The 20,180-nt window shown below is 67.9% G+C and carries 23 protein-coding genes; 11 read left to right on the top strand and 12 right to left on the bottom strand.

The window, feature by feature from the left end; translation table 11 throughout:
• Positions 1–144 precede the first annotated feature (144 nt).
• On the top strand, positions 145–1,332 hold the full coding sequence (locus HALKA_RS0114280) for a tRNA sulfurtransferase (protein ID WP_018258634.1): 1,188 nt from the start codon (positions 145–147) through the stop codon (positions 1,330–1,332).
• A gap of 41 nt (positions 1,333–1,373) precedes the next feature.
• Positions 1,374–1,847 (top strand): DUF5804 family protein, encoded by a 474-nt coding sequence (locus tag HALKA_RS0114285; protein ID WP_018258635.1) that lies wholly within the window; start codon positions 1,374–1,376, stop codon positions 1,845–1,847.
• Positions 1,848–1,862: 15 nt separating this feature from the next.
• Here the strand turns inward: HALKA_RS0114285 and HALKA_RS0114290 are convergent, their stop codons facing one another.
• Complete coding sequence (locus HALKA_RS0114290) at positions 1,863–2,831, bottom strand: hypothetical protein (protein ID WP_018258636.1); 969 nt, start codon at positions 2,829–2,831, stop codon at positions 1,863–1,865.
• A gap of 226 nt (positions 2,832–3,057) precedes the next feature.
• Positions 3,058–3,984 (bottom strand): PLP-dependent cysteine synthase family protein, encoded by a 927-nt coding sequence (locus HALKA_RS0114295; RefSeq protein ID WP_018258637.1) that lies wholly within the window; start codon positions 3,982–3,984, stop codon positions 3,058–3,060.
• Between the two features lie 199 nt (positions 3,985–4,183).
• On the opposite strand from HALKA_RS0114295, the gene HALKA_RS0114300 reads away from it, so the two are divergent.
• The gene (locus HALKA_RS0114300; protein WP_018258638.1) at positions 4,184–4,567 is read left to right on the top strand and encodes a thioredoxin family protein; all 384 of its coding nucleotides are present in this window, start codon (positions 4,184–4,186) and stop codon (positions 4,565–4,567) included.
• Between the two features lie 94 nt (positions 4,568–4,661).
• Here HALKA_RS0114300 and HALKA_RS0114305 read toward each other — a convergent pair whose 3' ends face one another.
• From HALKA_RS0114305 to HALKA_RS0114315, 3 genes are all read right to left on the bottom strand, one after another.
• Positions 4,662–5,315, bottom strand: coding sequence for a trimeric intracellular cation channel family protein (locus tag HALKA_RS0114305; protein ID WP_018258639.1), 654 nt, complete (start codon positions 5,313–5,315; stop codon positions 4,662–4,664).
• Between the two features lie 100 nt (positions 5,316–5,415).
• Positions 5,416–5,697: a DUF7322 domain-containing protein gene (locus HALKA_RS0114310; protein ID WP_026190329.1), complete on the bottom strand. Its 282-nt coding sequence runs from the start codon at positions 5,695–5,697 to the stop codon at positions 5,416–5,418.
• A 51-nt stretch (positions 5,698–5,748) separates the two neighbouring features.
• Positions 5,749–7,896, bottom strand: coding sequence for a thioredoxin domain-containing protein (locus tag HALKA_RS0114315; protein ID WP_018258641.1), 2,148 nt, complete (start codon positions 7,894–7,896; stop codon positions 5,749–5,751).
• 319 nt (positions 7,897–8,215) lie between these two features.
• Between HALKA_RS0114315 and HALKA_RS0114320 the strand changes: the two genes are divergently transcribed.
• The 5 genes from HALKA_RS0114320 (at position 8,216) to HALKA_RS0114340 (ending at position 12,437) form a co-directional block, all read left to right on the top strand.
• Complete coding sequence (locus tag HALKA_RS0114320) at positions 8,216–9,184, top strand: hypothetical protein (RefSeq protein ID WP_018258642.1); 969 nt, start codon at positions 8,216–8,218, stop codon at positions 9,182–9,184.
• Positions 9,185–9,369: 185 nt separating this feature from the next.
• Entirely contained in the window at positions 9,370–10,710 is a 1,341-nt protein-coding gene (purD, locus tag HALKA_RS0114325) for a phosphoribosylamine--glycine ligase (protein ID WP_018258643.1), read from the top strand.
• A gap of 71 nt (positions 10,711–10,781) precedes the next feature.
• Positions 10,782–11,300 carry an acyltransferase gene (locus tag HALKA_RS0114330; protein WP_018258644.1) on the top strand — a complete coding sequence of 173 codons (519 nt, stop codon included), beginning with the start codon at positions 10,782–10,784 and terminating at the stop codon, positions 11,298–11,300.
• 24 nt (positions 11,301–11,324) lie between these two features.
• Positions 11,325–12,059, top strand: a complete 735-nt coding sequence (locus HALKA_RS0114335; protein ID WP_018258645.1) for an NRDE family protein — start codon at positions 11,325–11,327, stop codon at positions 12,057–12,059.
• 27 nt (positions 12,060–12,086) lie between these two features.
• Entirely contained in the window at positions 12,087–12,437 is a 351-nt protein-coding gene (locus HALKA_RS0114340) for a helix-turn-helix transcriptional regulator (RefSeq protein ID WP_018258646.1), read from the top strand.
• 45 nt (positions 12,438–12,482) lie between these two features.
• Here the strand turns inward: HALKA_RS0114340 and HALKA_RS0114345 are convergent, their stop codons facing one another.
• The 3 genes from HALKA_RS0114345 to HALKA_RS0114355 are packed head-to-tail and all read right to left on the bottom strand — an operon-like array spanning position 12,483 to position 14,256.
• Positions 12,483–12,908 (bottom strand): hypothetical protein, encoded by a 426-nt coding sequence (locus HALKA_RS0114345; RefSeq protein ID WP_018258647.1) that lies wholly within the window; start codon positions 12,906–12,908, stop codon positions 12,483–12,485.
• Between the two features lie 39 nt (positions 12,909–12,947).
• Positions 12,948–13,232, bottom strand: a complete 285-nt coding sequence (locus HALKA_RS0114350) for a DUF8060 family membrane protein (RefSeq protein ID WP_018258648.1) — start codon at positions 13,230–13,232, stop codon at positions 12,948–12,950.
• Positions 13,225–14,256 (bottom strand): DUF7490 domain-containing protein, encoded by a 1,032-nt coding sequence (locus HALKA_RS0114355; protein WP_018258649.1) that lies wholly within the window; start codon positions 14,254–14,256, stop codon positions 13,225–13,227. The genes HALKA_RS0114350 and HALKA_RS0114355 overlap by 8 nt, the downstream gene beginning before the upstream one ends.
• A 108-nt stretch (positions 14,257–14,364) precedes the next feature.
• Between HALKA_RS0114355 and HALKA_RS0114360 the strand changes: the two genes are divergently transcribed.
• On the top strand, positions 14,365–14,847 hold the full coding sequence (locus HALKA_RS0114360) for a hypothetical protein (protein WP_018258650.1): 483 nt from the start codon (positions 14,365–14,367) through the stop codon (positions 14,845–14,847).
• On the opposite strand, the gene HALKA_RS0114365 is transcribed toward HALKA_RS0114360, so the two are convergent.
• Entirely contained in the window at positions 14,840–15,595 is a 756-nt protein-coding gene (locus HALKA_RS0114365; RefSeq protein WP_018258651.1) for a DUF2797 domain-containing protein, read from the bottom strand. The two genes, HALKA_RS0114360 and HALKA_RS0114365, sit on opposite strands and share 8 nt — an antisense overlap.
• Before the next feature lie 144 nt (positions 15,596–15,739).
• Between HALKA_RS0114365 and HALKA_RS0114370 the strand changes: the two genes are divergently transcribed.
• Positions 15,740–16,396, top strand: coding sequence for a DsbA family protein (locus HALKA_RS0114370; protein ID WP_018258652.1), 657 nt, complete (start codon positions 15,740–15,742; stop codon positions 16,394–16,396).
• 24 nt (positions 16,397–16,420) lie between these two features.
• Positions 16,421–16,984 carry a tRNA (cytidine(56)-2'-O)-methyltransferase gene (locus HALKA_RS0114375; protein WP_018258653.1) on the top strand — a complete coding sequence of 188 codons (564 nt, stop codon included), beginning with the start codon at positions 16,421–16,423 and terminating at the stop codon, positions 16,982–16,984.
• Between the two features lie 12 nt (positions 16,985–16,996).
• Here HALKA_RS0114375 and HALKA_RS0114380 read toward each other — a convergent pair whose 3' ends face one another.
• The 3 genes from HALKA_RS0114380 to HALKA_RS0114390 all read right to left on the bottom strand — a co-directional run bounded on the left by HALKA_RS0114380 (position 16,997) and on the right by HALKA_RS0114390 (position 20,092).
• Positions 16,997–17,710, bottom strand: coding sequence for a ThuA domain-containing protein (locus HALKA_RS0114380; RefSeq protein WP_018258654.1), 714 nt, complete (start codon positions 17,708–17,710; stop codon positions 16,997–16,999).
• A gap of 92 nt (positions 17,711–17,802) precedes the next feature.
• Entirely contained in the window at positions 17,803–18,336 is a 534-nt protein-coding gene (locus HALKA_RS0114385; RefSeq protein WP_018258655.1) for a phosphate-starvation-inducible PsiE family protein, read from the bottom strand.
• A gap of 346 nt (positions 18,337–18,682) precedes the next feature.
• Entirely contained in the window at positions 18,683–20,092 is a 1,410-nt protein-coding gene (locus tag HALKA_RS0114390) for a PQQ-dependent sugar dehydrogenase (protein WP_018258656.1), read from the bottom strand.
• Positions 20,093–20,180: the final 88 nt, after the last annotated feature.

Here is a 20,180-nt window from a genome sequence, read left to right on the forward strand (position 1 = left end):
ACCCGCGGAGGAGGGGTTTGAGCAAGAGCGACGCGGAGCGACTGACGGGAGCGACGGGCCTCGAACCGAAGCGGGGAGCGGAGTGACCCGCGGACCGCCGTAGTGAGGCGACATTCCTTTATCGCGGATCGGTCAAGCATCGGTATGCACCCGCCGGGAGCCGACATCGTCCTCGTTCGTCACGGCGAGATCGGGACCAAGAGCGAGCAGGTCCGTCGATCCATGGAGGAGCGGCTGGCGCGGAACCTCTCGGCGTTGCTCGCGGATCGCGGCGTCGACGGTTCCATCGAGCGCGAGCGGACCCGGCTGTTCGTCCACAGCGACGATCCGGAAGCCGCGGCAGAGGCCGCGACAGACACCTTCGGCGTCGTCTCTGCGAGCGCCGCCGTCCGCACCGAGCCGACGCTCGACGCCATCTGTGAGGGGCTGGCAGCGATCGCACGCGAGCGATTCGACGGCGGGACCTTCGCCGTCGACGCCCGCCGTGCGGGCCAGCAGTCCGCCCACGACTTCTCCAGCGAGGACATCGAGTCCGACGGCGGCGCTGCCGTCTGGGCCGCGATCGAAGCGGCGGGCGGCGATCCGGCGGTCGATCTCGACGAGCCGGACCTGACGTTCCACGTCGAGTGTCGTCGGGAGGTCGCGTACCTGTTTCTCGACACGCAGGCGGGCCCCGGCGGGCTCCCCGTCGGGACTCAGGAGCCCGTCGTCGTCTTGCTCTCCGGGGGGATCGACTCTCCCGTCGCGGCCTGGAAGCTGCTCAAGCGCGGCTGTCCCGTCGTGCCGGTGTACGTCGATCTCGGGGCGTACGGCGGTCCGGACCACCGGGCGCGCGCCCTCTCGACCGCCGAGACGCTCGCCAGCTACGTCCCGAACGTCGACCTCTCGGTGCGGGTCGCCGACGGAGGGGGCGTCGTGGAGCGGCTCGCAGAGGAGCTAGACGCACGGCGGATGCTCGCCCTGCGGCGGTTCATGCTCGCCGTCGGGGCTCGGGTCGCCGAGCGTACCGACGCCGTCGGCGTGGCGACGGGCGAGGCGATCGGACAGAAGTCGAGCCAGACGAGCGCCAACCTCGCGGTGACGGACGCGGCGGTCGACTGTCCCGTCTTCCGGCCGAACCTGACCGCCGACAAGGCCGAGATCACGCAGCTGGCCCGCGAGATCGGGACCTTCGAGGCGTCGACGATCCCGACCGGCTGTAACCGCGTCGCGCCGTCGCTTCCCGAGACGAACGCCGACCTGCACGCCGTCCGCGAACGCGAACCGGACGACCTGTTCGAGCGTGCGAGGGTCGTCGCTGACCGCGCCGAACTCGTCGCCCTCGACCGCTGAGAGCGAAACCACTATCCCCGGCGACGGTCTCGGATAGCACGATGGCGCGAGTGTGTCTCGTCGGCTCCGAGGACTGCAACCTCCGGTACGAACTGCTCTCGCGCGAGACCGCACGGGAAGCGCTGGCGACCTACGACATTCGGGAGCCGTTCGCCAACGCCCTGGCCGTCGAGACCGTCAGCCTGGGGGCCGCGGTGGCGCTTTGCAACGACCTCAACTGGTATCTCGTCCGCTTTACCGACGCTGCGATGGTGCTCGAACCGTCGGTCAGCGAGACGGAGTGGCTCTCGCGGTCGCTGGCGACGGCGATGCGAGACGACGCCGTCGACGAGGACGAACGCGACCGCTTCCTGAAGGTGTACGGCGTCGAACCGCCCGAGGACGACGACGCCGAACCCCGGCTCGTCGAGCCGATGCTGGTGACGCGGACTGGCGATTCGATCCCCGAGTACGATCTGCGTGCGGTCGACGAGACGGTGGTCGTCAGGGTGTCGAGAGACGAGTTCGGGGCGTGAGACTGCCGGCGACCGTCAGCGGACCCACTCGCTGCTCTGGAGCAGCGACCGCTCTCCGTCGAGGGCGACGTACCACGCGTCGTCGTTCGGGTGAGGGAGCTGCTCGCCCTCGGACAGGCGCTCTTGGAGCGCCGACAGCGCCGTCGACGCCGGGGCACACTCCTCGTAGCGGCCGTCGGTCGCGGCGGTGAGGATCGACCGCTGGGCTTCGGGCAGGTCGTCGAGCGCGACGAGATACCGCTCGGCGGCGAACGAACGGAGCGCGGACTCGTCGGCGGCGACCCGTTCGAGGGTGTACTCGAACGTTCGCCGCTCTTTGGTGCCCTCGGAGTCGCCGGCCACGTCGACGCGCATCGTCCGGTCTCGCCACCGGACCCAGGTTCGACTTCCGACGAGCCGCGAGTCCGTCCCGCCGTCGGGGTAGGGTGCCGGGAACGCTCGGATCGAGAGCTGGCGCTGTGGGAGCCCGTCTCCCTCGCCCTCGGACTCGGGATCTAACGCTGCCGATTCGAGCGCGGCCCGGTCAGATTCGGGCAGCTCCTCGAAGGCGACGACCGTCGCGCTGTCGGGCGCGGTCTGGCCTTCCTCCCAGGACACGTCCATCTCGTAGACCGGGATCGCATCGACGGCGACGATCTCGGATTTCGTCCGGTAGAACGCGCCGTCGTGGCGTACGATCACGCCGTCACGCAGGGGGCTAGCGCCGTCGGTCGTGTACGACGCGGGCCCGTCGCTGGCTGCCCGTTCGACGATCGACCGCTCCGTCTCGCTCAGGGTGGCTGGGAGGTCGGCGGCCGGTGCGTACGGCCCGGTCGTGAGGACGATCCCCGACGTACAGCCGTCCGTTTCGGAGCCGTTCGGGCTCGAAGTCGGCGATCGCTGGTCCCGGCGGTCATCTTCGAGACTGGTCGTGTCGAACCCGACACAGCCGGCCGCCAGCAGCGAGGCGCTGGCTGCGAGGACCCGGCGGCGAGATCGTTGCATACCCGTCCCTGCCGTCCGTACTGATAAACTCCTTGTGGAGGCTCAAAACGCGGTCGAGGCGACCTCGGAGGGGACTGTAGTGGCCATTGAGCGGCGATGCACACCCGACCGCACGACGGCAGTGCGATCGGTGTGTGAATCCGTTCATACGGAACGTTGTAGTTGCTTACCGGTGAGCGTCTACCTCGTGGCGACGCTCACCGGTAAATTCCTACAACCGTCCGTATCAATCGCTACTGTGCTCGTCGAACATCCCCGTCGACATGTAGCGCTCGCCGCTGTCCCAGTAGACGGTCACGACGAGCGGGTCCGCGACGCCCTCGTCGAGCAACTCGGCGGCCTTCTCTCTGGCGGCGAGGTTCGACGCCCCGGAGGACTGGCCCACGAGGATCCCCTCCTCGCGCGCCAGCCGTCGGCACTCGGCTTCGGCGTCGGCGAGTTCGACCGTCGTCACCGAATCGAGCAGCTCCACGTCGAGGTTCGGGCTGACGAAGCCCGGCCCCATCCCCTGGAAGCTGTCCTCGCCGGTCCCGGGCTCTTGGCCCGAGAGGACGGCGTTGTCAGCCGGCTCGACGCCGACGATCTCTACGTCGGGGAACGTCTCGCGGAGCCGCCGCCCGACGCCGGTGACGGTCCCGCCCGTGCCGATGCCGGCGACGAACGCGTCGACGCTCCGGTCGCCGACCTGCTCGACGATCTCCGGCCCCGTCGTCTCGTAGTGTGCCCGCGGGTTGGCCTCGTTCTCGAACTGCCGGAGCTGAACGTACCCCTCTTCGGCTTCGAGTTCGTCGGCACGGTCTTTCGCTGCGGAGATGTCGCCGTCGACGAGCTCGATCTCCGCGCCGTAGGCTGCCATTATCTGGCGGCGCTCGGGCGACTTCGAGCCCGGCATCACGAGGCGCACGTCGTACCCCTTGGCCGCGCCGGCCATCGCGAGCCCGATCCCCGTGTTGCCACTCGTCGGCTCGACGAGCGCGTCGCCCTCGCTCAGTTCGCCGGCTTCCTCGGCGGCCTCGATCATGAACCGCGCCGGTCGGTCCTTCGCGGAACCGCCGGGGTTGAACGACTCGATCTTGGCTGCGACCGTCGCTCCCTCGGGAGCCCCGACCGAGACGAGCGGCGACCCCAGCGTCTCCAGGATTGTCTCGTTCATTACCGCCCTCTTGACGGTCCCCGGTTAAAACCCTCCCCGTCACCAGCATGGCGTGCCGTTACCGGTGACGACTGATACGGATTATTGTAGCGATTTACCGGTGATCGTCTACTCCGTGGCGACGATCACCGGTAAGCAACTACAATAAACCGTATGAGAGAGCGCGAGCGTTAAGCGACTCCGGGCACTACTCCGGGATATGCCACTGACAACGATGGAACCCAACCCCGTCTGGTCGGAGGGTGCCTACGAGGACACCGTCGACGTGCTGGCCGAGCACCGCGACGAACTGGTCTACAAGGTCTGGGGCGGCGACTGGTGCAAGGACTGCCGCTCGCAGCTGCCCGACTTCGGCGCGGCGCTAGACGCCGCCGAGGTCCCCGAAGAGAACGTCGCCCACCACGAAACCGAGAAGGAAGACGACGGCTCGAAGACCGGCCCCGGCGTCGAGGAGTACGGGATCGAGTACATCCCGACCGTGGTGGTCGAACGCGACGGCGAGGAGATCGCACGCTTCGTCGAAGACGCCGACGTTCCGATCGCCGTCTCTCTCGCTGAGGAGATCCAGGCGGTCCTCGACTGATACGGATTATTGTAGCGATTTACCGGTGATCGTCTACTCCGTGGCGACGATCACCGGTAAGCAACTACAATAATCCGTATGATACTGCCGGCAGTCACTCGCCGGATCTGAGCGTTTGGACGGTCGGGAGATTCCAGCTGAAGGTAACCGCCGCCAACCGCGTTACCACAACTACCCCTGCGCACACGCCAGCAGCAGTGCCCTCGGCCAGACCGACCGTGCCCGCGAGCCAGTACGCGATGCCACCGAGGACTGCGCAACTCGCGTAGAAGTCTTCGAAAAGGATGAACGGCGGTCGGTCGAGTAAGATATCTGCAAATGCTCCGCCGCCGACGGCGTTTATCGTCCCGATAGCAACGATACCGAAGGCCGACACGCCGGCTTCGGTGGCGACGATCGCCCCCGCCGTCGTAAATGCCGCCAAGCCGATGGCATCTGAGACGACCGTCACCGGATGCGTATCTGGCGTCGGCAGAACGATACTCAGCGTGACGGCCAAGCCAACGCCGAGCAGTCCCAGTCCGATTTCGACTGGCGACTGGAGGGCCAGCGGGATTCGGGTCACGAGTAGATCGCGTGTCGCCCCGCCAGCAAACGCCATCGCCAATCCGACGATGGTGATGCCAAACAGATCGAACTCTTCGCGGATCGCTTTCGAGGCCCCGACGAGTGCGAACGCCACCAGACCGATCGTGTTCATCACCGCGAACGGATCGCCGAACAGTGTCTGGAGGGCGCTCTGACTCATTACACTCGCCTTTGTGGGAGCCTCTCTTGAGTGCTACGTATCAGCGAACGCCACCTCGTACGATCGGCTGTCCACCGTGTGGCGGATCCGGGTTGTCTTCCTACTCGCTCCTCTCGGTCCGGTGCCACCAGTAGAGCGCGCCGACACCGGCGAGCGCGGCGACACCGACGGCGACCAGCGCACTGCCGAGGGGCCACTGGTCGAGGACGAGACCGTACAGCAGGCCGAGGCTGACGGCGGCGAGCCCGAACTGTGCCAGCACCAGCGCGGTGACGAACGCCCAGAACGTCCCGCGCGAGACCTCGCCGACCGTCGCCGCCGTCACGTCCGGCGACGCCTCGTCTTCGGTCAGCAGCGAGAAGGGGTCGAGCACGCTATGCACCGCTCGAAGGCGGCCACGCCGACGGACACGACCCGGCGACGGTGCGCCGTCTCACGCCTGTTCCGTCGCCCAGTCGAGCGCGTCACACAGGTGGTGTTGTGGCGGCGAACACGTGAACTGTCGGCAGGCGTAGACGGTCGCCTCGCCGTCGCGCTCGGTCCGGTCTGCCCAGATCGGCGGGACATCGTCCAGTCCCAGCACGTCGAGCCACGCGTCGAGGTCGCCGTCGCTCGGCGGCCGCCACGCGAGCAGCCGGTCCGGGAGATACGTCTCGGCCAGCGTCGTTCGCCACGCTGCCGGGACCTCGTCGGCCACCAGCGTCAGTTCGAGATCCCCACGGCGGTAGCGGTCGGCCGCGACGACCAGCGATGCGTGTTGCATCGGATTCGCCTCGATCTTGTTGGCGTGTGTCTCCAGGACGCCCGCAGCGATTGTCTCGAAGCGGTCGTGTGGGACGAACGCCGACAGCGAGAGCAGCGCCTGGACCGCGACGCCGCTGCTGGAGGGGGTCGACTGGTCGGTCAGTTCCTGGGGGCGGGCCACCAGCGACTCGCCGCTGGTCGGGGTGAAGTACAGCGTGCCGTCGTCCGCGTCCCAGAACTCTCGTTCGATCGCCCGGACGAGGTCCAGAGCGAACGCGAGGTGTTCGACTTCGCCGGTCGCCTCGAACAGCGCCAGCGCGCCGCGAGCGAGGAAGGCGTAGTCTTCGAGGTAACCGTCGATGGCCACGTCGCCGTCCTTGTAGCGCCGCGCCAGCCGTTGCTCGTCCTCGTCCCAGAGGTGTTCGCGGACGAACGCGAGAGCGTCGACGGCGGGATCCGGATCGACATCGTCGAGGACGATCGCGCCCTCCGCGATGGCCGTGATCAGCAGCCCGTTCCAGCCCGCGAGCACCTTCTCGTCGCGTGCGGGGCGGGGCCGCTCCTCGCGGGCCTCGAAGACCTGCTCGCGTGCGCTCGCCAGCGTGCGCTCGACTTCGCTCGCTTCGAGGCCGCTGGACTCGCTCAGGGCCTCGATGGAGGCGTCGACGGTCAGCACCGTCTTGCCCTCGAAGTTGCCCGACTCGGTGATCCCGAAGCGGTCACACAGCAGGTCGGCCGCCGTCTCGTCGTCGACGGCCGCGCGGACCTCCTCGGGAGTCCAGACGAAGTACGCCCCCTCCTCGGGCTCGGCGTCCGCGTCCTCGCGGCGGCCGGCGGGTGGCACGCTCTGGGCGTCGAGCGTGCTGAAGAAGCCGCCGTCTTCGTGTGTGAGTTCGCGCTCGACGAAGGCGAACGTCTCGCGGGCGATCTCCGCGTACCGCTCGTCGCCGGTGAGCTGGTAGCCCGCGAGGTAGGCTCGCGGGAGCGTCGCGTTGTCGTAGAGCATCTTCTCGAAGTGGGGAACGACCCACTCCCGGTCCGTGCAGTAGCGGTGGAAGCCGCCGCCGACGTGGTCGAAGAGCCCGCCGTCGGCCATCGCATCGAGCGTCTCGGTGACGACCGAGCGCACGTCGTCGCGGTCCGAACGGGCGACCTCGCGCATGAGGTAGTGGAGTCGCCCCGGCTGCGGGAACTTCGGGCCGTTCCCCCAGCCGCCGTGTTCGCGGTCCGCGGCCCGCACTGCGGCGTCGACGGCCGCCTGCATCGCCTCGTCGTCGGGCACGTCGCCCGGCTGCCCCACGTCGCCGACGTCGCCCTCGATGGCGTCGGTCCACTGCCGGGCGCGGTTGTACATCTCCTCGCGTTGCTCCGAATCGGACCACGAGCCCGCGATGTCTTCGAGCAGTTGGCCGAACGCCGGCATCCCGCGGCGCTCCTCGGGCGGGAAGTAGGTCCCCACGTAGAACGGCTCTCCCTCGGGAGTGAGCCACGCCGACAGCGGCCAGCCACCGCGGCCGGTCACCTGCTGACAGATGCTCATGTAGATGGCGTCGAGGTCCGGGCGCTCCTCGCGGTCGACCTTGATCGGGACGAAGTGCTCGTTGAGTAGCGCCGCCGTCTCGGGATCGGAGAAGCTCTCGTCTTCCATGACGTGACACCAGTGACACGCCGAGTACCCGATCGAGAGGAAGATCGGCGCGTCGTGTTCTCTGGCAGTTTCGAGTGCCTGTTCGTCCCACGGCTGCCAGTTGACGGGGTTGTCCGCGTGCTGGCGGAGGTAGGGGCTCTCCGCCTCGTCGAGGCGGTTCCGGTCCGTCGGGCCCGAGTCGCTGCTCATAGCTGACCGTCCGGGTGGCAGACGGGAAAGCCTGTCCGTCTCAGCGATCGCCGGCCCACGTTCCGGTTCGATCCGGGCGGTCGTCAAATATAGTAGCCATTGAAAATCAAGGTACACCTGATCGCACGACTGCAGTTTGATCGATGTGTAAATCGTTTCAATTGTTACTATACCTTCGGACGGCTAGCCGTACCGGCGAGACGGTTCGATCGACGGCCGACTACCTTCGTCTGGAGTCGGGGAACTGACCGGTTAGTGGCGGACTTACCGGCCGTACACGACCCATTACGAAATCGATACGCCGAGTGGGGTACCACCGATGAGTCCAACAGACGACGCGACCGACGAGAACGGCGTCGACCGCCGACGCGTGCTGAAGACGATCGGAGCGGCGACCGCGGGGCTGCTCGCCGCCAGCGGCACTGCAGCGGCACACGAGACCCAGTTCGAGGGCTGTGATCGCGTCTGTACGGGGACGGACGGGAGCTTCGCCGTCGTCGCCGTCGACGGGAGCTTTACCTGTCGCCCGATGACGGCGACGAGCGGCGTCGACGTGCCCTGGGACTGGCAGAGCTACTGTTACGAGGCGTCGGCCGACGAGACGATCGTCGGGCTGCTCGAAGAGAACGTCGTTCGAGGCGGAACTACCGATTCGAGCGGCTCGTGTAGCCTCTGTGTCAACCCCAACGACTGCGCCGCGTCGGCCTACGACAGCGTCGACGACATCGTGGCGGCCCTGGACCAGAACGATGCCTGTGGCGTGTGCGCTGGACACGTCGAGGCAGGGGGCAACTGTACGACGTACGCAGTCGACGGCGACAGCGGCAGCGACGACGGCGACGGTAGTGAGACGGGCGACGACGGCTCGGACGGAGACGACCCAGACGACGGTGGTGCGGACGATGGCGACGGGAGCGATGGGAACGATAGCGACGAGGACAACGGTGGTGCGGACGATGGCGACGGGAGCGATGACGACAATGACGACGAAAACGACGAAAACGATGGCGGCGATGACGACTACGATACGAACCAACACTACGCGGACGACCGAGAGCTCTGGCGCAGCGACCTCGTGGACGACGGCTCGGACGACGCGCCGGCGTGGGAGTGTGAGAACACGACCGAGAACCCGACCGCGATGGAGCGGTGGTACGATCGAGACGACACGCCGGTCGATCCCACGGACAGAGAGCGTTGCGGGTCGGAGACCGACGAGGACGACGGTCTGCTGACGGCGATGCAGCGGTGGCTCGCTCGTGACGACACGCCCGACAGCCTGGACTGAGACTGCCGGCTGTCACTGTGTCACGAGATTCGCGATACGGAGTCGGGACATTCGTCACAGGCGGACAGCCGGCAGTATGAGACGGAGTATCGTCGGTGTCCGGGAAGGCGGCCGTGAGACACGGAGCAGCCGCCGACGCGAGGGGAAAGGCAAGGTTTAGGCCCCTCCCAGTCGCCCCCTCAGGTATGACAGAGACCGTGGTGCTGATCGGTGGCGGGGGCCGCGAGCACGCGATCGCCCGCTCGCTGGCCGAATCAGAGGCCCGACTGTACGCGTGTGCCGGCAACAGGAACCCCGGAATCGCGGCGCTGGCCGACGGGTTCGAGACGCTGGACACGACGAACCCGACGGCGGTCCGGACCTACGCCGACGAGGTCGACGCGACCCTCGCGGTGGTCGGCCCCGAGGCCGCACTCGAAGCCGGCGTCGCCGACGCGCTCGACGAGGCGGGCGTGTACACGTTCGGTCCCCGGCAGGACGCGGCTCGCATCGAGACGGACAAAGCCTTCCAGCGGCGGTTCATGCGGGAACACGACATTCCCGGCTGTCCAGACTTCGAGACCTTCGACGACATGGCGGCCGCCTGCGCGTACATCGACGACTACGACGGCGACCTCGCGGTCAAGCCGGCCGGGCTCACCGGCGGCAAGGGCGTTCGAGTCATCGGCGACCAGGTCACCGCCGAGGAGGCAAAAGCGCACCTCCGGAGTGGGGACTACGATCGGGTCGTCCTCGAAGAGCGCCTCGTCGGCGAGGAGTTCACCGTCCAGGCGTTCGTCGCCAACGGCCAGCTCCGAGTCACGCCCGCCGTACAGGACCACAAGCGCGCCTACGAGGGCGACGAAGGCCCCAACACCGGCGGGATGGGAAGCTACTCCGACTCCGGACTGGAGCTGCCCTTCATGTCCGAAGACGACTACATGGAGGCCGTCGACGTGCTCCGGGCGGTCGTCGACGCGCTGGACGACTACAAGGGCATCCTCTACGGGCAGTTCATGCTCACCGCCGACGGGATCAAGGTCGTCGAGTTCAACGCTCGCTTCGGCGATCCGGAGGCGATGAACACGCTGCCCGTCCTCAACACCGACTTCCTCGACGTGCTGACGGCGGCCCGCGAGGACGAGCCCCTGCCACAGCTCTCGTTCGCCCCGAAGGCGACGGTCTGCAAGTACGCCGTCCCCGAGGGCTACCCGACCGAGCCGAAAGCCGGTGCGAAAGTGAAAATCGACGAGGACAGCGTGGCGAAAGCCACGGAACGGTCGAGCGGCGACGAGCCGCGAGACAGCGCCGGTGACGCGCTCCTGTTCTACGCCAGCGTCGACGAGCGCGACGACGGCATCTACACGACGACTTCCCGGTCGTTCGCCGTCGTCGGCCTGGCGGAGACGATCACCGAGGCCGAGGAGATCGCGGAGGCGGCCCTCGACGCTGCCGGCGAAGAGGGCCTGCGGATGCGCCACGACATCGGCAAGCCCGACCTCGTCCAGCAGCGGATCGACCACGTGAACGAGCTGCGCGGCGAGTAACGCGGGCCGAGATCTATCGGACCGTCCGCGACGACGCGGGTTTTTAGACGGCTCCTGACGAACGGTCCGTCGTGACTGGGCCACGACGACACGACCGTCTCGACCGGACGGCGACACCGGGACCGCACAACTCCCTGCACCACTGGCCGTCGGCCAAGCACCCGCTCAGGCTGGTGGTGAACTTCCTCGCCGTCTGGACCCTGCGGTACTCTCCGAGCCTCGCGCTCAAGCGGTGGCTGCTCCGTCGGCTCGGCGCGACGGTCGGCGAGGGGGTCTCGCTGGCGCTGACGGCCACCCCGGACGTGTTCTGGCCCGAACTGCTGACGATCGAGGACCACGCGGTCGTCGGCTACGACGCCACGCTGCTGTGTCACGAGTTCCTCAGAGAGGAGTATCGGACCGGCGAGGTCGTCGTCGGCGAGGGCGCGATGATCGGCGCGGGAGCGATCGTCCTCCCCGGCGTCGAGATCGGTCACGACGCCAAGGTCGGTGCCAACGCCGTCGTCACGGCAGACGTTCCGCCGGAGACGACGGTCGTCGGTGCGCCGGCCGAGCCGGTCGGCGAGGACGGAACCGACAGCACCCTTTAGCTCTCGGGGACCCTCCCTCCGGTCGTGTGTACGCTCGTCTTCGCCTGGCAGGTCTTCGAACAGCCACTCGTCGTCGCCGCCAACCGCGACGAACGGCTCGACCGGGAGTCGGATCCGCCCGCCGTCCGCGACTGGCGCGCACAGGTCGTCGCACCGACCGACGCGGAAGCCGGCGGCACGTGGATCGGCTACAACGAGCACGGCGTCTTCGTCGCGATCACCAACCGCTGGACGGACGCCGACCTCGCGGGCGAGCGCTCTCGGGGCCTGCTCGTGCGCGACGCGCTGGGCGAGCGATCCGCGGAGGACGCTGCCCGTCTCGTCGAGCGCGCCGTCGACGCCGACGAGTACCAGGGGTTCAACCTCGTCGTCGCCGACGCGTCCGCGGCCGTCTACACCGAGTGGGACGGGACCCTCTCGGTTCGCACGCTGACTCCCGGTGTCCACGTGGTCGTCAACGTCGGTGCCGACGGCGACTACCGGATGCCCGACGATCGACGAGCGGCGGCACAGCGCCAGGCCGACAGCGCCGGTCGACTGGTCCGGGCCCTCCAGCCGGAGCCCGACGAGAACGGGGGCTCGTGGCTCGACCGCGCGGCCGAGACGATCGCGGACCACGACTACGGCGTCTGCGTCCACGGTGAGGGGTTCGGCACCCGCTCGTCGTCGCTCGTCGTCCTCGGCGACGAGCGGTGGTTCCGCTACGCCGACGGACCGCCCTGTGAGACTGCGTATCGTCCGGTCGAAGGTCAGGTTTAAGCGGCCGACCCTCCCATAACGGAGTATATGAGCATGGCAGCCATCGAGGAGGAGCTCTCGGACGACGAGCGTGCCGGCCTGGAACTCATCAGAGAGTCCGGTGGCATCCACCAGAGCGACTTCTGGAAGGAACTGGACGTGTCTTCGCGCAAGGGGAGTCGGATCGTCGACTCGCTGGCGGACAAGGAACTGATCCAGCGCGAGGAGACCATCTACGAGGGGCACAACACGTACCACCTCACGCCGGCACCCAGAGATCTGGACTTCTCGCTGTTGATGGCCGGCGATCAGCTCTCGCCGTTCATCGGCGACGAGGAGGTCGACGCCCGGAGCGACGCCTTCTCGCAGTGGGTCATGAGCCTCGCGTACAACGAGTAGCGCCGCTTCTCGAACGGCAAAACGCAGAACGGACTGTTCGAAGCGCTAGTCTTCGAGCGCGTCGGCGATCCGGTCGAGCGTGCGGCGCACGTCGTGGACCTCGTCGCGCAGCTTTCGGACTTCGCGGGTCAGCTCTTCGTTGTCGCCGCTCTCCTCTTCTCGGCCGCCCGGTCCCATGCCGCCGGCACCGCCGGGGCCGCCTGGACCGCCGCCCATCATGCCGCCCATCATCTGTGCGAAGGGGTTCCCGCCGCCACCGCCGCCGCCCATGCCGGGCGGGCCGCCGCCACCGCCCATCATCTCTTCCATGCGCTCCTCGCGGCTCATCTCGCCGTCTTCGCCCTCGCGTTCTTCGGCTCGTTCCTGACGGATCTCCTCGACGCGCTCGCGGAAGGACTTCTCCTCGTCCCCGCCCGCGTCCGAGGGGTCGTCTGCCGGCGATTCGTTCTCCTCAGGGTCGTCTTCTGCCATGGACGGCCGTTGGCGTGCGGGTCGGAAAAGGGTTGTCGTCTACGTGATCCGACGGACGAGCACGGACAGGCCCAGCGCGCTGGCCAGCAGGATCACGAGATTGAAGATCGCCTGGAACAGCGGCCGGTAGTCCGGCGTGACGAAGTTCCGGATCGCGTTCGAGGCCGCGAAGTAGAACTGCAGGGTCGCGATCAGGGCCACGAGGATCAGCATGGCGAAGGCGGCCCACTGGAGCGCGTCGATGACTCGCTGGCCGGTGTTGGACGCCGCCGTCTCGTCGTCGTGCTGTGCCTCGGTCGCGCCGCCGGTGTCGTCGTCACTCATTGGTCTGTCTCCGTGCAGTCAGCAGTGCGGTTGCGAGCAGTGCCACGAGGGCGAGGGCAACGCCGAAGCCGGGACCGCCGCCAGTGGTCGTTCTGGTCTCTTCCCGTCGGCCAGCGTCTCCCCCGCCGGTGGTCTCGTCGTCGAAGTCGCCGGTGTCGAACTCGACCTCTCGGCGCGTCTCGTTGGCCTCGACGACGCGGGTCGGATCGAGGTTGGCGACGCCGATGGCGGTGTCGATCACCACGCCGTCACGCAGCAGGATCGCGTCGATGTAGTAGTTGTAGCCGTCGGGGACCGTCAGCGTCGTGCCGGGCTCGACGGTCCGGCCCGGACGGATCGAGCCGACCTCCTGTCGGGACTGTGCGGCGACGAGGTTCGACTCGGCCTGGCGGGCCCGGAGTCGCAGCGTCACGTCGCCGGCTTCCGTATCGCCGTCGTTGGTCAGTGCGGCCGTCACCGACAGCTCCGAGCGGTTGTCGCTCGTCGTCGTCGGATCGACGGCGATCGTCGGAATGTCTGCCGGGGAGTTCTCGTACCGCTCGAACGTCACCGTCGAGTCGGCGTAGTCGGGCGTCAGTGCCTGGACGCCGCTGATCGTCCGCGTGCCGCGGGCGACGCGGTCGCCGTCCTCGTAGACGATCGTCTCGATGCGATAGCCGCCCTGGCGCTCGACCGAGAGGTCGGTCAGCACCGAGATCGATCGCTCACCCGTCACGTTCTCGACGGACTCGTGGACCTGATCTTCCAGCAGGCCCGACTCGGCGTCGATCGCGCGGACTTCGAGCGTGACGTTTCGCGCCGGCCCGCCGCGATGGACGAGCCGGGTGTCGAGCTGGAGGTTCGCCGTCCGACCGGGCACCGAGGTGACGTTGATCGTCGAGTCCTCGGTCTGGAGGTGGAGGTGGCTCGGACGGACGTTCTCGTCGTCGGGCTCGTCGAGAACCCCGGGAACCGCGAGCGGTGTGACGAGCATGGCGACGACGAGAACGACCATGCCGCCGGTGAGTATCGTTTCGCGTTGCACGTCCCAGTGCCCTCCACGGAGTCATAAATGTTTTCTGACTAACCGACTCGGTGTGCAATTCGGTCGGTGGGGGCAAAATTCATGCCGTCGCAGTGAGACCCCAACGACATGAACGGACGAACTGCCCTCTCGATCGCCCTCTCGGTCGTCGGCCTCGCCGCCGTCGTCGCCGGCATTCACCAGGAGTTGCTGGAGTTCCGGCCGGTGTACGACGCGACCGTCGAGACCGGCTGGGGCGGCCCGCTCAATCACGAGGAGCGTCTGCTCGCACGCGTCGCCGTCGTCGGCGTTCTCGGCGTCGTCGCTTCTCTCCGGTGGCGGCGGGGCGCGCTCGGAGCGGTCGCCGCGAGCGGCGTCGTGCTGTTCTACGCGGCGAAAGCGGTCGGCCACTACGCCGCCGACGGGTCGCTGTACACCGGCTTCTCGGTCGCTGGCGGCGACGCCGGACGTTTCGTACTGGGTGCCGAACCGTACTGGCTCGTCCTGGGGGCCGCCTGCCTCCTCGCGGGCGGCGTGGCCCGGCTCTCTACGGGACGAAACAGGACAGCGAGCACCACCGTCCCAGCGGACGCCGACGCCGGCATCAACTGAACGCGCCGAGGCTGGCCTGGAGTTGCCGATCGGCGCTGTCCTCGCTGACCTCGTAGCCGACGGTGTCCCGGAGGTCGACGGCGTAGGTTCCGCCGCTGTTCTCGACGACGAGGAGACGCCCCTGGCTGCCGACGACGGTACCGGACAGCAGCGTCTCGGCGATCGGGCGGTCGGTCAGGGCCAGCCCGTACTCGAACTCGAACGTCTCGATCGGCTCGAACTCGTCGAGCAGCGTCCGCCAGGCGGCCTCCTCGACCGATCGGTGTAGCCCCTCGATCTTCGTTTGCACCCGGACGCTGTCGCCCACCGTCGCGGCGATCTCGGCCTCGATCTGGCGAGCGACTCGTCCGTTCGCGACGGTCCGGAGGTGGGCCGCCCGGTCGGCCCCCTGTTCTCGCAGTCGCCGTTCGAGCCGCCACGAGCGGGTGACGCCGACTTTGAACGTCGCCGGGGCGAAGGCGGCCAGGTAGACGGCGTGTTCCTCGTGACAGCTCTCCAGTGGCATCGCACAGTCCCCGCGACACCGCGCACATGGCCAGCGGTCCGTGTGTCTGTCACAGTAGGGTGCCGTCGGCTCCTCGCAAGCGACGTGCGTTCCCTCGTCGATCGTGCCCGCGCAGTGGCGCTCGCCGAGCGAGTACGACACCTGCTGGCCGGGCTCCAGTGGCTCCGTTCGAGCGGTCCCGTCGGTCCCGAGCAGGAGCGCGGCCGACTCGTCGACGCGAGCGCGATAGCCGACGACTTGCACGGCGGCGGCTACGGGGTGGCGGGCAAAATACCCGTGGATCGTCGCCGTCCCCCGACGCCCGCGTCGGACTCGCCCCCGCTCTCGGCGCGGATTCTACAGCACACAGACCGCGAAACTAAAGTGCGCGAACCCCGATTGCCGACTATGGACGACCTCTCTCCGACGCGGCGCTCGCTGTTGCTGGCCGGCGGTGCGGCGGCCGCCTCGCTCGCGGGCTGTCTCGACTCCTCGGGTGGTGGCTCCGAGCAACCGGACGGAACGGCGACGGTGACGACCGGTTCAGTCTCGACGCCGGTGGCGGGCGATCCCGAGGCCGACGTGACGGTCGCCGTCTACGAGGACTTCGCCTGTCCACACTGTGCGACCTTCAACCAGGAAGTGTACCCCGACATCCGCTCTGAGTACGTCGAGAGCGGGGCGATCCGGTACGAACACCACGACTTCCCCCTGCCGGTCGACCAGAGCGTCTCTCTGGAGGCTCCGAACGCGGCCCGAGCGGTACAGGACGGCGTCGGCGACGAGGCGTTCTTCGAGTACGCCGACCTCCTGTTCGAGAACCAGGGCTCGCTGGGGCCGGACCGCTACGCGTCGCTGGCTCGGGAGGTCGACGCGGACCCGTCCACGGTGAAGACCGCAGCGGTCGAGCAGGCCTACGAGGCGACCATCGAGGCCGATCGCGAGGGCGGCATCGACGCGGGGGTCGACCGGACGCCGACGGTGCTGGTCGACGGCGAGACGGTCGAGGCCAGCTACGAGGCGCTCAGCGCCGCGATCGACGCGGCCCAGTCCGACAGCACTTAACGGCCGACGCCCCTCCCCTCGGGTATGCAAGGCGAACCCGAGGTCGCCGTCCTCCGACTCGGCCACCGTCCCGGCCGGGACGAACGGATGACGACCCACGTCGGACTCACGGCCCGGGCCCTGGGTGCGGATCGGCTCGTTCTGGCGAACGCGGGCGCGAGCCGGCAGGACACCGTCGAGGACATCACCGACCGCTTCGGCGGCCCCTTCGAGGTCGAGGTCACCGAGCAACCGAACCGCTTCCTGAAAGACTGGTCGGGCTCGATCGCCCACCTCACCATGTACGGCCTCCCGGTGCAGGAGGTCGAAGGCGAGATCCGCGCGGCCCACCGCAGCGAGCCGCTGCTGCTGGTCGTGGGCGCGGAGAAGGTCAGTTTCGAGGTGTACGAGCGGGCCGACTGGAACGTCGGCGTGACGAACCAGCCCCACTCGGAGGTCGCCGGGCTGGCGGTCTTCCTCGATCGACTCTTCGAGGGGCGCGAACTCGACCGCGAGTGGGAAGGCGCGGATCGCGTCGTCCAGCCCCAGCCGGAGGGAAAGCGGGTCGTCCCGGCCGAGGAAGCGGCCGAGACAGCCGACGAGGGGTAGCTGCGGCCGCTGTTATTCGTTAGCTTCGACGTTGACGTTGGCCCACTGAGTGACGTTGCGATCCGTCGGTGCGGCCCACTCGACGGCGTTCGCGAGCACGTCCTGAATCGTCTCGTCGTGGTAGATCGGGTACGTCTCGTGGCCCGGCCGGAAGTAGAAGATCCGGCCGCTGCCGCGGCGATAGCAGACGCCGGATCGGAACACCTCGCCGCCCTCGAACCAGGAGCTGAGGACGTGTTCGTCGGGCTGTGGGATCCCGAACGGCTCGCCGTAGGTCTCGGCCTCGGGGACGACGATCGGCGTCTCGATGCCGTCGAGGATCGCGTGGTCGGGGTCGATCGCCCAGAGACGCTCACGCTCGCCGGCCTCTCGCCAGTTCAGGGTACAGGGCGTCCCCAGCAGTCGCCGGAAGGGCTTCGAAAAGTGTGCGGAGTGGAGCACGAGCAGGCCGAGGCCGTCGGTGACTGCACGACAGACCCGCTCGACCACGTCGTCTGCGACCTCGTCGTGAGCGGCGTGCCCCCACCAGAGCAACACGTCGGTGTCGTCGAGCACCGACTCGGTGAGGCCGTGCTCGGGTTCTTGCAGGGTCGCCGTTCGCGTCTCGTGGCCGCGCTCGGCCAGCGCGTCGGCGATCGTCTCGTGGATGCCGTCGGGGTAGATCTCCGCGACGGCGTCGTCCTCTCGCTCGTGTACGTACTCGTTCCAGACAGTGACAGCGACCATGCGTGACCTCGGTCGGGACGTGTGCAAAAGTCTGCCGGCCCGTCACGGCGATGTCCTGACACTTCGGTGGCCGGCTCTCGTCGGCAGCTTCGCTACGCGGACTCGCCGTCGGACAACTGGAGGGAGCCGTTCCCGTAGACCCGCTCGACGAAGAGCAGTGCGACCAGCGCGAGAATGATGATCGCGTACGATCCGGCGGCCAACACGGCGTCCGCCAGCGTGGCGTACTCTCCCGTGCGGAAGATGATGGCCTTCCGAACCATCGCGATGACACCGGTGTAGATGACCAACCGGACGACTCTCCGGGTGTCGCTCTGTTCGACGTAGGCCAGCACCGTCTGGTACACCTCGACGATGATCAACAGGAGGAGTCCGGTGTCGATGAACCTGATGACGACGAGCGGATCGGTGATCCTGCCCGACCGCACGGAAGCGAGTATCTCCAGAATCAGGTCGACGACGCCGACCGCAAAGAGCAGGGCAAAGACCGTCGCGGCAGCGAGTTCGACTCCGTGGACGAATCGATCCACGACGCGTGAGTACCGCTCTCCCAGCGACGCCGAAGACTCACTCTCGACGGAATCAGACGAGCTCTGGGCGGGCGAGGGCTGCTCGTCGCCGCTCATTCGTCCAGACCAGTCTTCCAACGGCCGTTGTCAAGCATACACCGTCTCGTACGTGTCTTGGACACATATACCATTTGTCGCGCCGGGACCGGTCCCTCGCTCCAGAACACTCCCGTGCCCTCGTCTGCTGGCACCGCTCCTCTACTACCGTCTTCCCAGCTCGCACCCGTCTCCGTATCGTTCCACGGGACGGAGACGCTCACCGGTACGTTCCGACGACCGTCCGTACAATCGGGCCAGCGCCTCGGCGGACAGTCCCCGGAGTCATACGGTTTATTGTAGTTGCTTACCGGTGATCGTCGCCACGGAGTAGACGATCACCGGTAAATCGCTACAATAATCTGTATCAGGCCGGACGGATCCGAACCAGTCGATCGTCGTCGTCGCGCGGGAACGGTCCGTTCGCGCGACCGTCACGGTTCGACGTGATCGCGTAGAGATCGCCCTCCGGTCCCTGTTCGACGTGGCGGACACGTCCGAGTTCCTCGCTCAGGAGCCCGCTGGTCCCGGCCCGGTAGTCGGCGTCGTACCACGAGGCGTCGTGGTGTCGCTCGTGTCCGTCTGCGGGCTGTGGCCCGTCGGCGGGCGTGATCGTCGCGGCCGTGACTCGCTGACTGATCAGGCCACCGAACACGAACCGGTTCCGCAGGCTCGGAACGCTCTCGCCGGTGTAGAACACGCCCCCGGCCGGGGCCCACGACGAGGCGTCCGCGACCGGCGACTGGAACTCGGTCTCTGGGTATCGCTCGTGATCACCGCTGTTCCGGACCACTGGCCAGCCGTAGTCGACGCCCGGCCTGAGGACGTTGAGCTCGTCTCCAGCGCCGGGTCCGTGCTCGGTGACTATCGGAGTCCCGTCCGGGAGCCAGTCGATGCCCTGGGGGTTCCGGTGGCCGTAGGTGAACACGCGCGGGTCGGCGTCCGACGTGCTGTCGGGGTTGTCCGGTGGTGGCGACCCGTCGGGCCGAACGCGGAGGACCGTCCCGGCCAGGGAGGCTGGGTCTCTCGTCTGTTCCGTGTGTTCGAGTCCGGGATCGGCGTCGCCGGTCGTAATCCACAGGTAGTCGGCCGGTCCGAACGCGATCCGACCGCCGTTGTGGTAGGTGTCGGCCGGGATCTCGTCGACGACCGGGACGACAGTCTCGTCGGGAGCTGGTGCGCTGGCGTCGAAGGCGACCACTCGATTGCGCTTCCCCTCGCTCGTCTCGGCCGTGTAGTAGACGTAGACGACCGGCGGATCCGGATACGACGGGTGGGCGGCGACGCCGAGCAGACCGCCCTCGCCGCCGGTGAGCCGCCACCGACTCTCGTCGGAGCCCGCCTCGATCGCCGCTGCGTCGATGACGTCGGACGGCTCGGCGACCGTCCGCAGCGTCCCGCTGTCGAACTCGGTGACGCGGCCGGTCCGCTCGGTGACGAACAGCGTGTCTTCGCCCGCAAACGAGAGGTCCCAGGGCACTTCGAGCCCGGTCGCCAGCACCTCCGCGGTGTACTCCTCTCGGGGCGAGTCGCTCGGCGGTTCCCAGTCGGGATCGTAGCGGTCCCACTCTGTAAGCTCGTGGGCCACCGAGAGGTCGTATCCGAGCGCCGCGGGGCCGGCCGGCGTGTCGGTACCGCCCTCGCTCGTCGTTCGAGTGCCGTCGTTCGGATTCGACCCCGTACAACCGGCGACGAGGCCGACGCCGACGATCGCACCGCTCCGTCGGAGAAACCGACGGCGACCGATCCCCCTGCTGCTGGCTCGATTGCCACCCATGGGTTTTGGCTCTCCTAAAACTATATTGTACTTGCGGTTTCGACCCCGGGAGTCGTACGGGAAAGCTAAAACTTAACCGGACGACGGC

This window comes from Halomicrobium katesii DSM 19301 (assembly GCF_000379085.1).
GTDB classification, from domain to species: domain Archaea; phylum Halobacteriota; class Halobacteria; order Halobacteriales; family Haloarculaceae; genus Halomicrobium; species Halomicrobium katesii.

Excerpts from the sequence above, each read along its gene's own strand:
- HALKA_RS0114305 (WP_018258639.1), bottom strand. The coding sequence starts at position 5,315 with ATGAGTCAGAGCGCCCTCCAGACACTGTTCGGCGATCCGTTCGCGGTG.
- HALKA_RS0114385 (WP_018258655.1), bottom strand. The coding sequence starts at position 18,336 with ATGAGCGGCGACGAGCAGCCCTCGCCCGCCCAGAGCTCGTCTGATTCC.
- HALKA_RS0114300 (WP_018258638.1), top strand. The coding sequence starts at position 4,184 with ATGCCACTGACAACGATGGAACCCAACCCCGTCTGGTCGGAGGGTGCC.
- HALKA_RS0114360 (WP_018258650.1), top strand. The coding sequence starts at position 14,365 with ATGAACGGACGAACTGCCCTCTCGATCGCCCTCTCGGTCGTCGGCCTC.
- HALKA_RS0114285 (WP_018258635.1), top strand. The coding sequence starts at position 1,374 with ATGGCGCGAGTGTGTCTCGTCGGCTCCGAGGACTGCAACCTCCGGTAC.
- HALKA_RS0114390 (WP_018258656.1), bottom strand. The coding sequence starts at position 20,092 with ATGGGTGGCAATCGAGCCAGCAGCAGGGGGATCGGTCGCCGTCGGTTT.
- HALKA_RS0114350 (WP_018258648.1), bottom strand. The coding sequence starts at position 13,232 with ATGAGTGACGACGACACCGGCGGCGCGACCGAGGCACAGCACGACGAC.
- HALKA_RS0114370 (WP_018258652.1), top strand. The coding sequence starts at position 15,740 with ATGGACGACCTCTCTCCGACGCGGCGCTCGCTGTTGCTGGCCGGCGGT.
- HALKA_RS0114340 (WP_018258646.1), top strand. The coding sequence starts at position 12,087 with ATGAGCATGGCAGCCATCGAGGAGGAGCTCTCGGACGACGAGCGTGCC.
- HALKA_RS0114380 (WP_018258654.1), bottom strand. The coding sequence starts at position 17,710 with ATGGTCGCTGTCACTGTCTGGAACGAGTACGTACACGAGCGAGAGGAC.
- HALKA_RS0114345 (WP_018258647.1), bottom strand. The coding sequence starts at position 12,908 with ATGGCAGAAGACGACCCTGAGGAGAACGAATCGCCGGCAGACGACCCC.
- HALKA_RS0114320 (WP_018258642.1), top strand. The coding sequence starts at position 8,216 with ATGAGTCCAACAGACGACGCGACCGACGAGAACGGCGTCGACCGCCGA.
- purD (WP_018258643.1), top strand. The coding sequence starts at position 9,370 with ATGACAGAGACCGTGGTGCTGATCGGTGGCGGGGGCCGCGAGCACGCG.
- HALKA_RS0114280 (WP_018258634.1), top strand. The coding sequence starts at position 145 with ATGCACCCGCCGGGAGCCGACATCGTCCTCGTTCGTCACGGCGAGATC.
- HALKA_RS0114290 (WP_018258636.1), bottom strand. The coding sequence starts at position 2,831 with ATGCAACGATCTCGCCGCCGGGTCCTCGCAGCCAGCGCCTCGCTGCTG.
- HALKA_RS0114295 (WP_018258637.1), bottom strand. The coding sequence starts at position 3,984 with ATGAACGAGACAATCCTGGAGACGCTGGGGTCGCCGCTCGTCTCGGTC.
- HALKA_RS0114375 (WP_018258653.1), top strand. The coding sequence starts at position 16,421 with ATGCAAGGCGAACCCGAGGTCGCCGTCCTCCGACTCGGCCACCGTCCC.
- HALKA_RS0114315 (WP_018258641.1), bottom strand. The coding sequence starts at position 7,896 with ATGAGCAGCGACTCGGGCCCGACGGACCGGAACCGCCTCGACGAGGCG.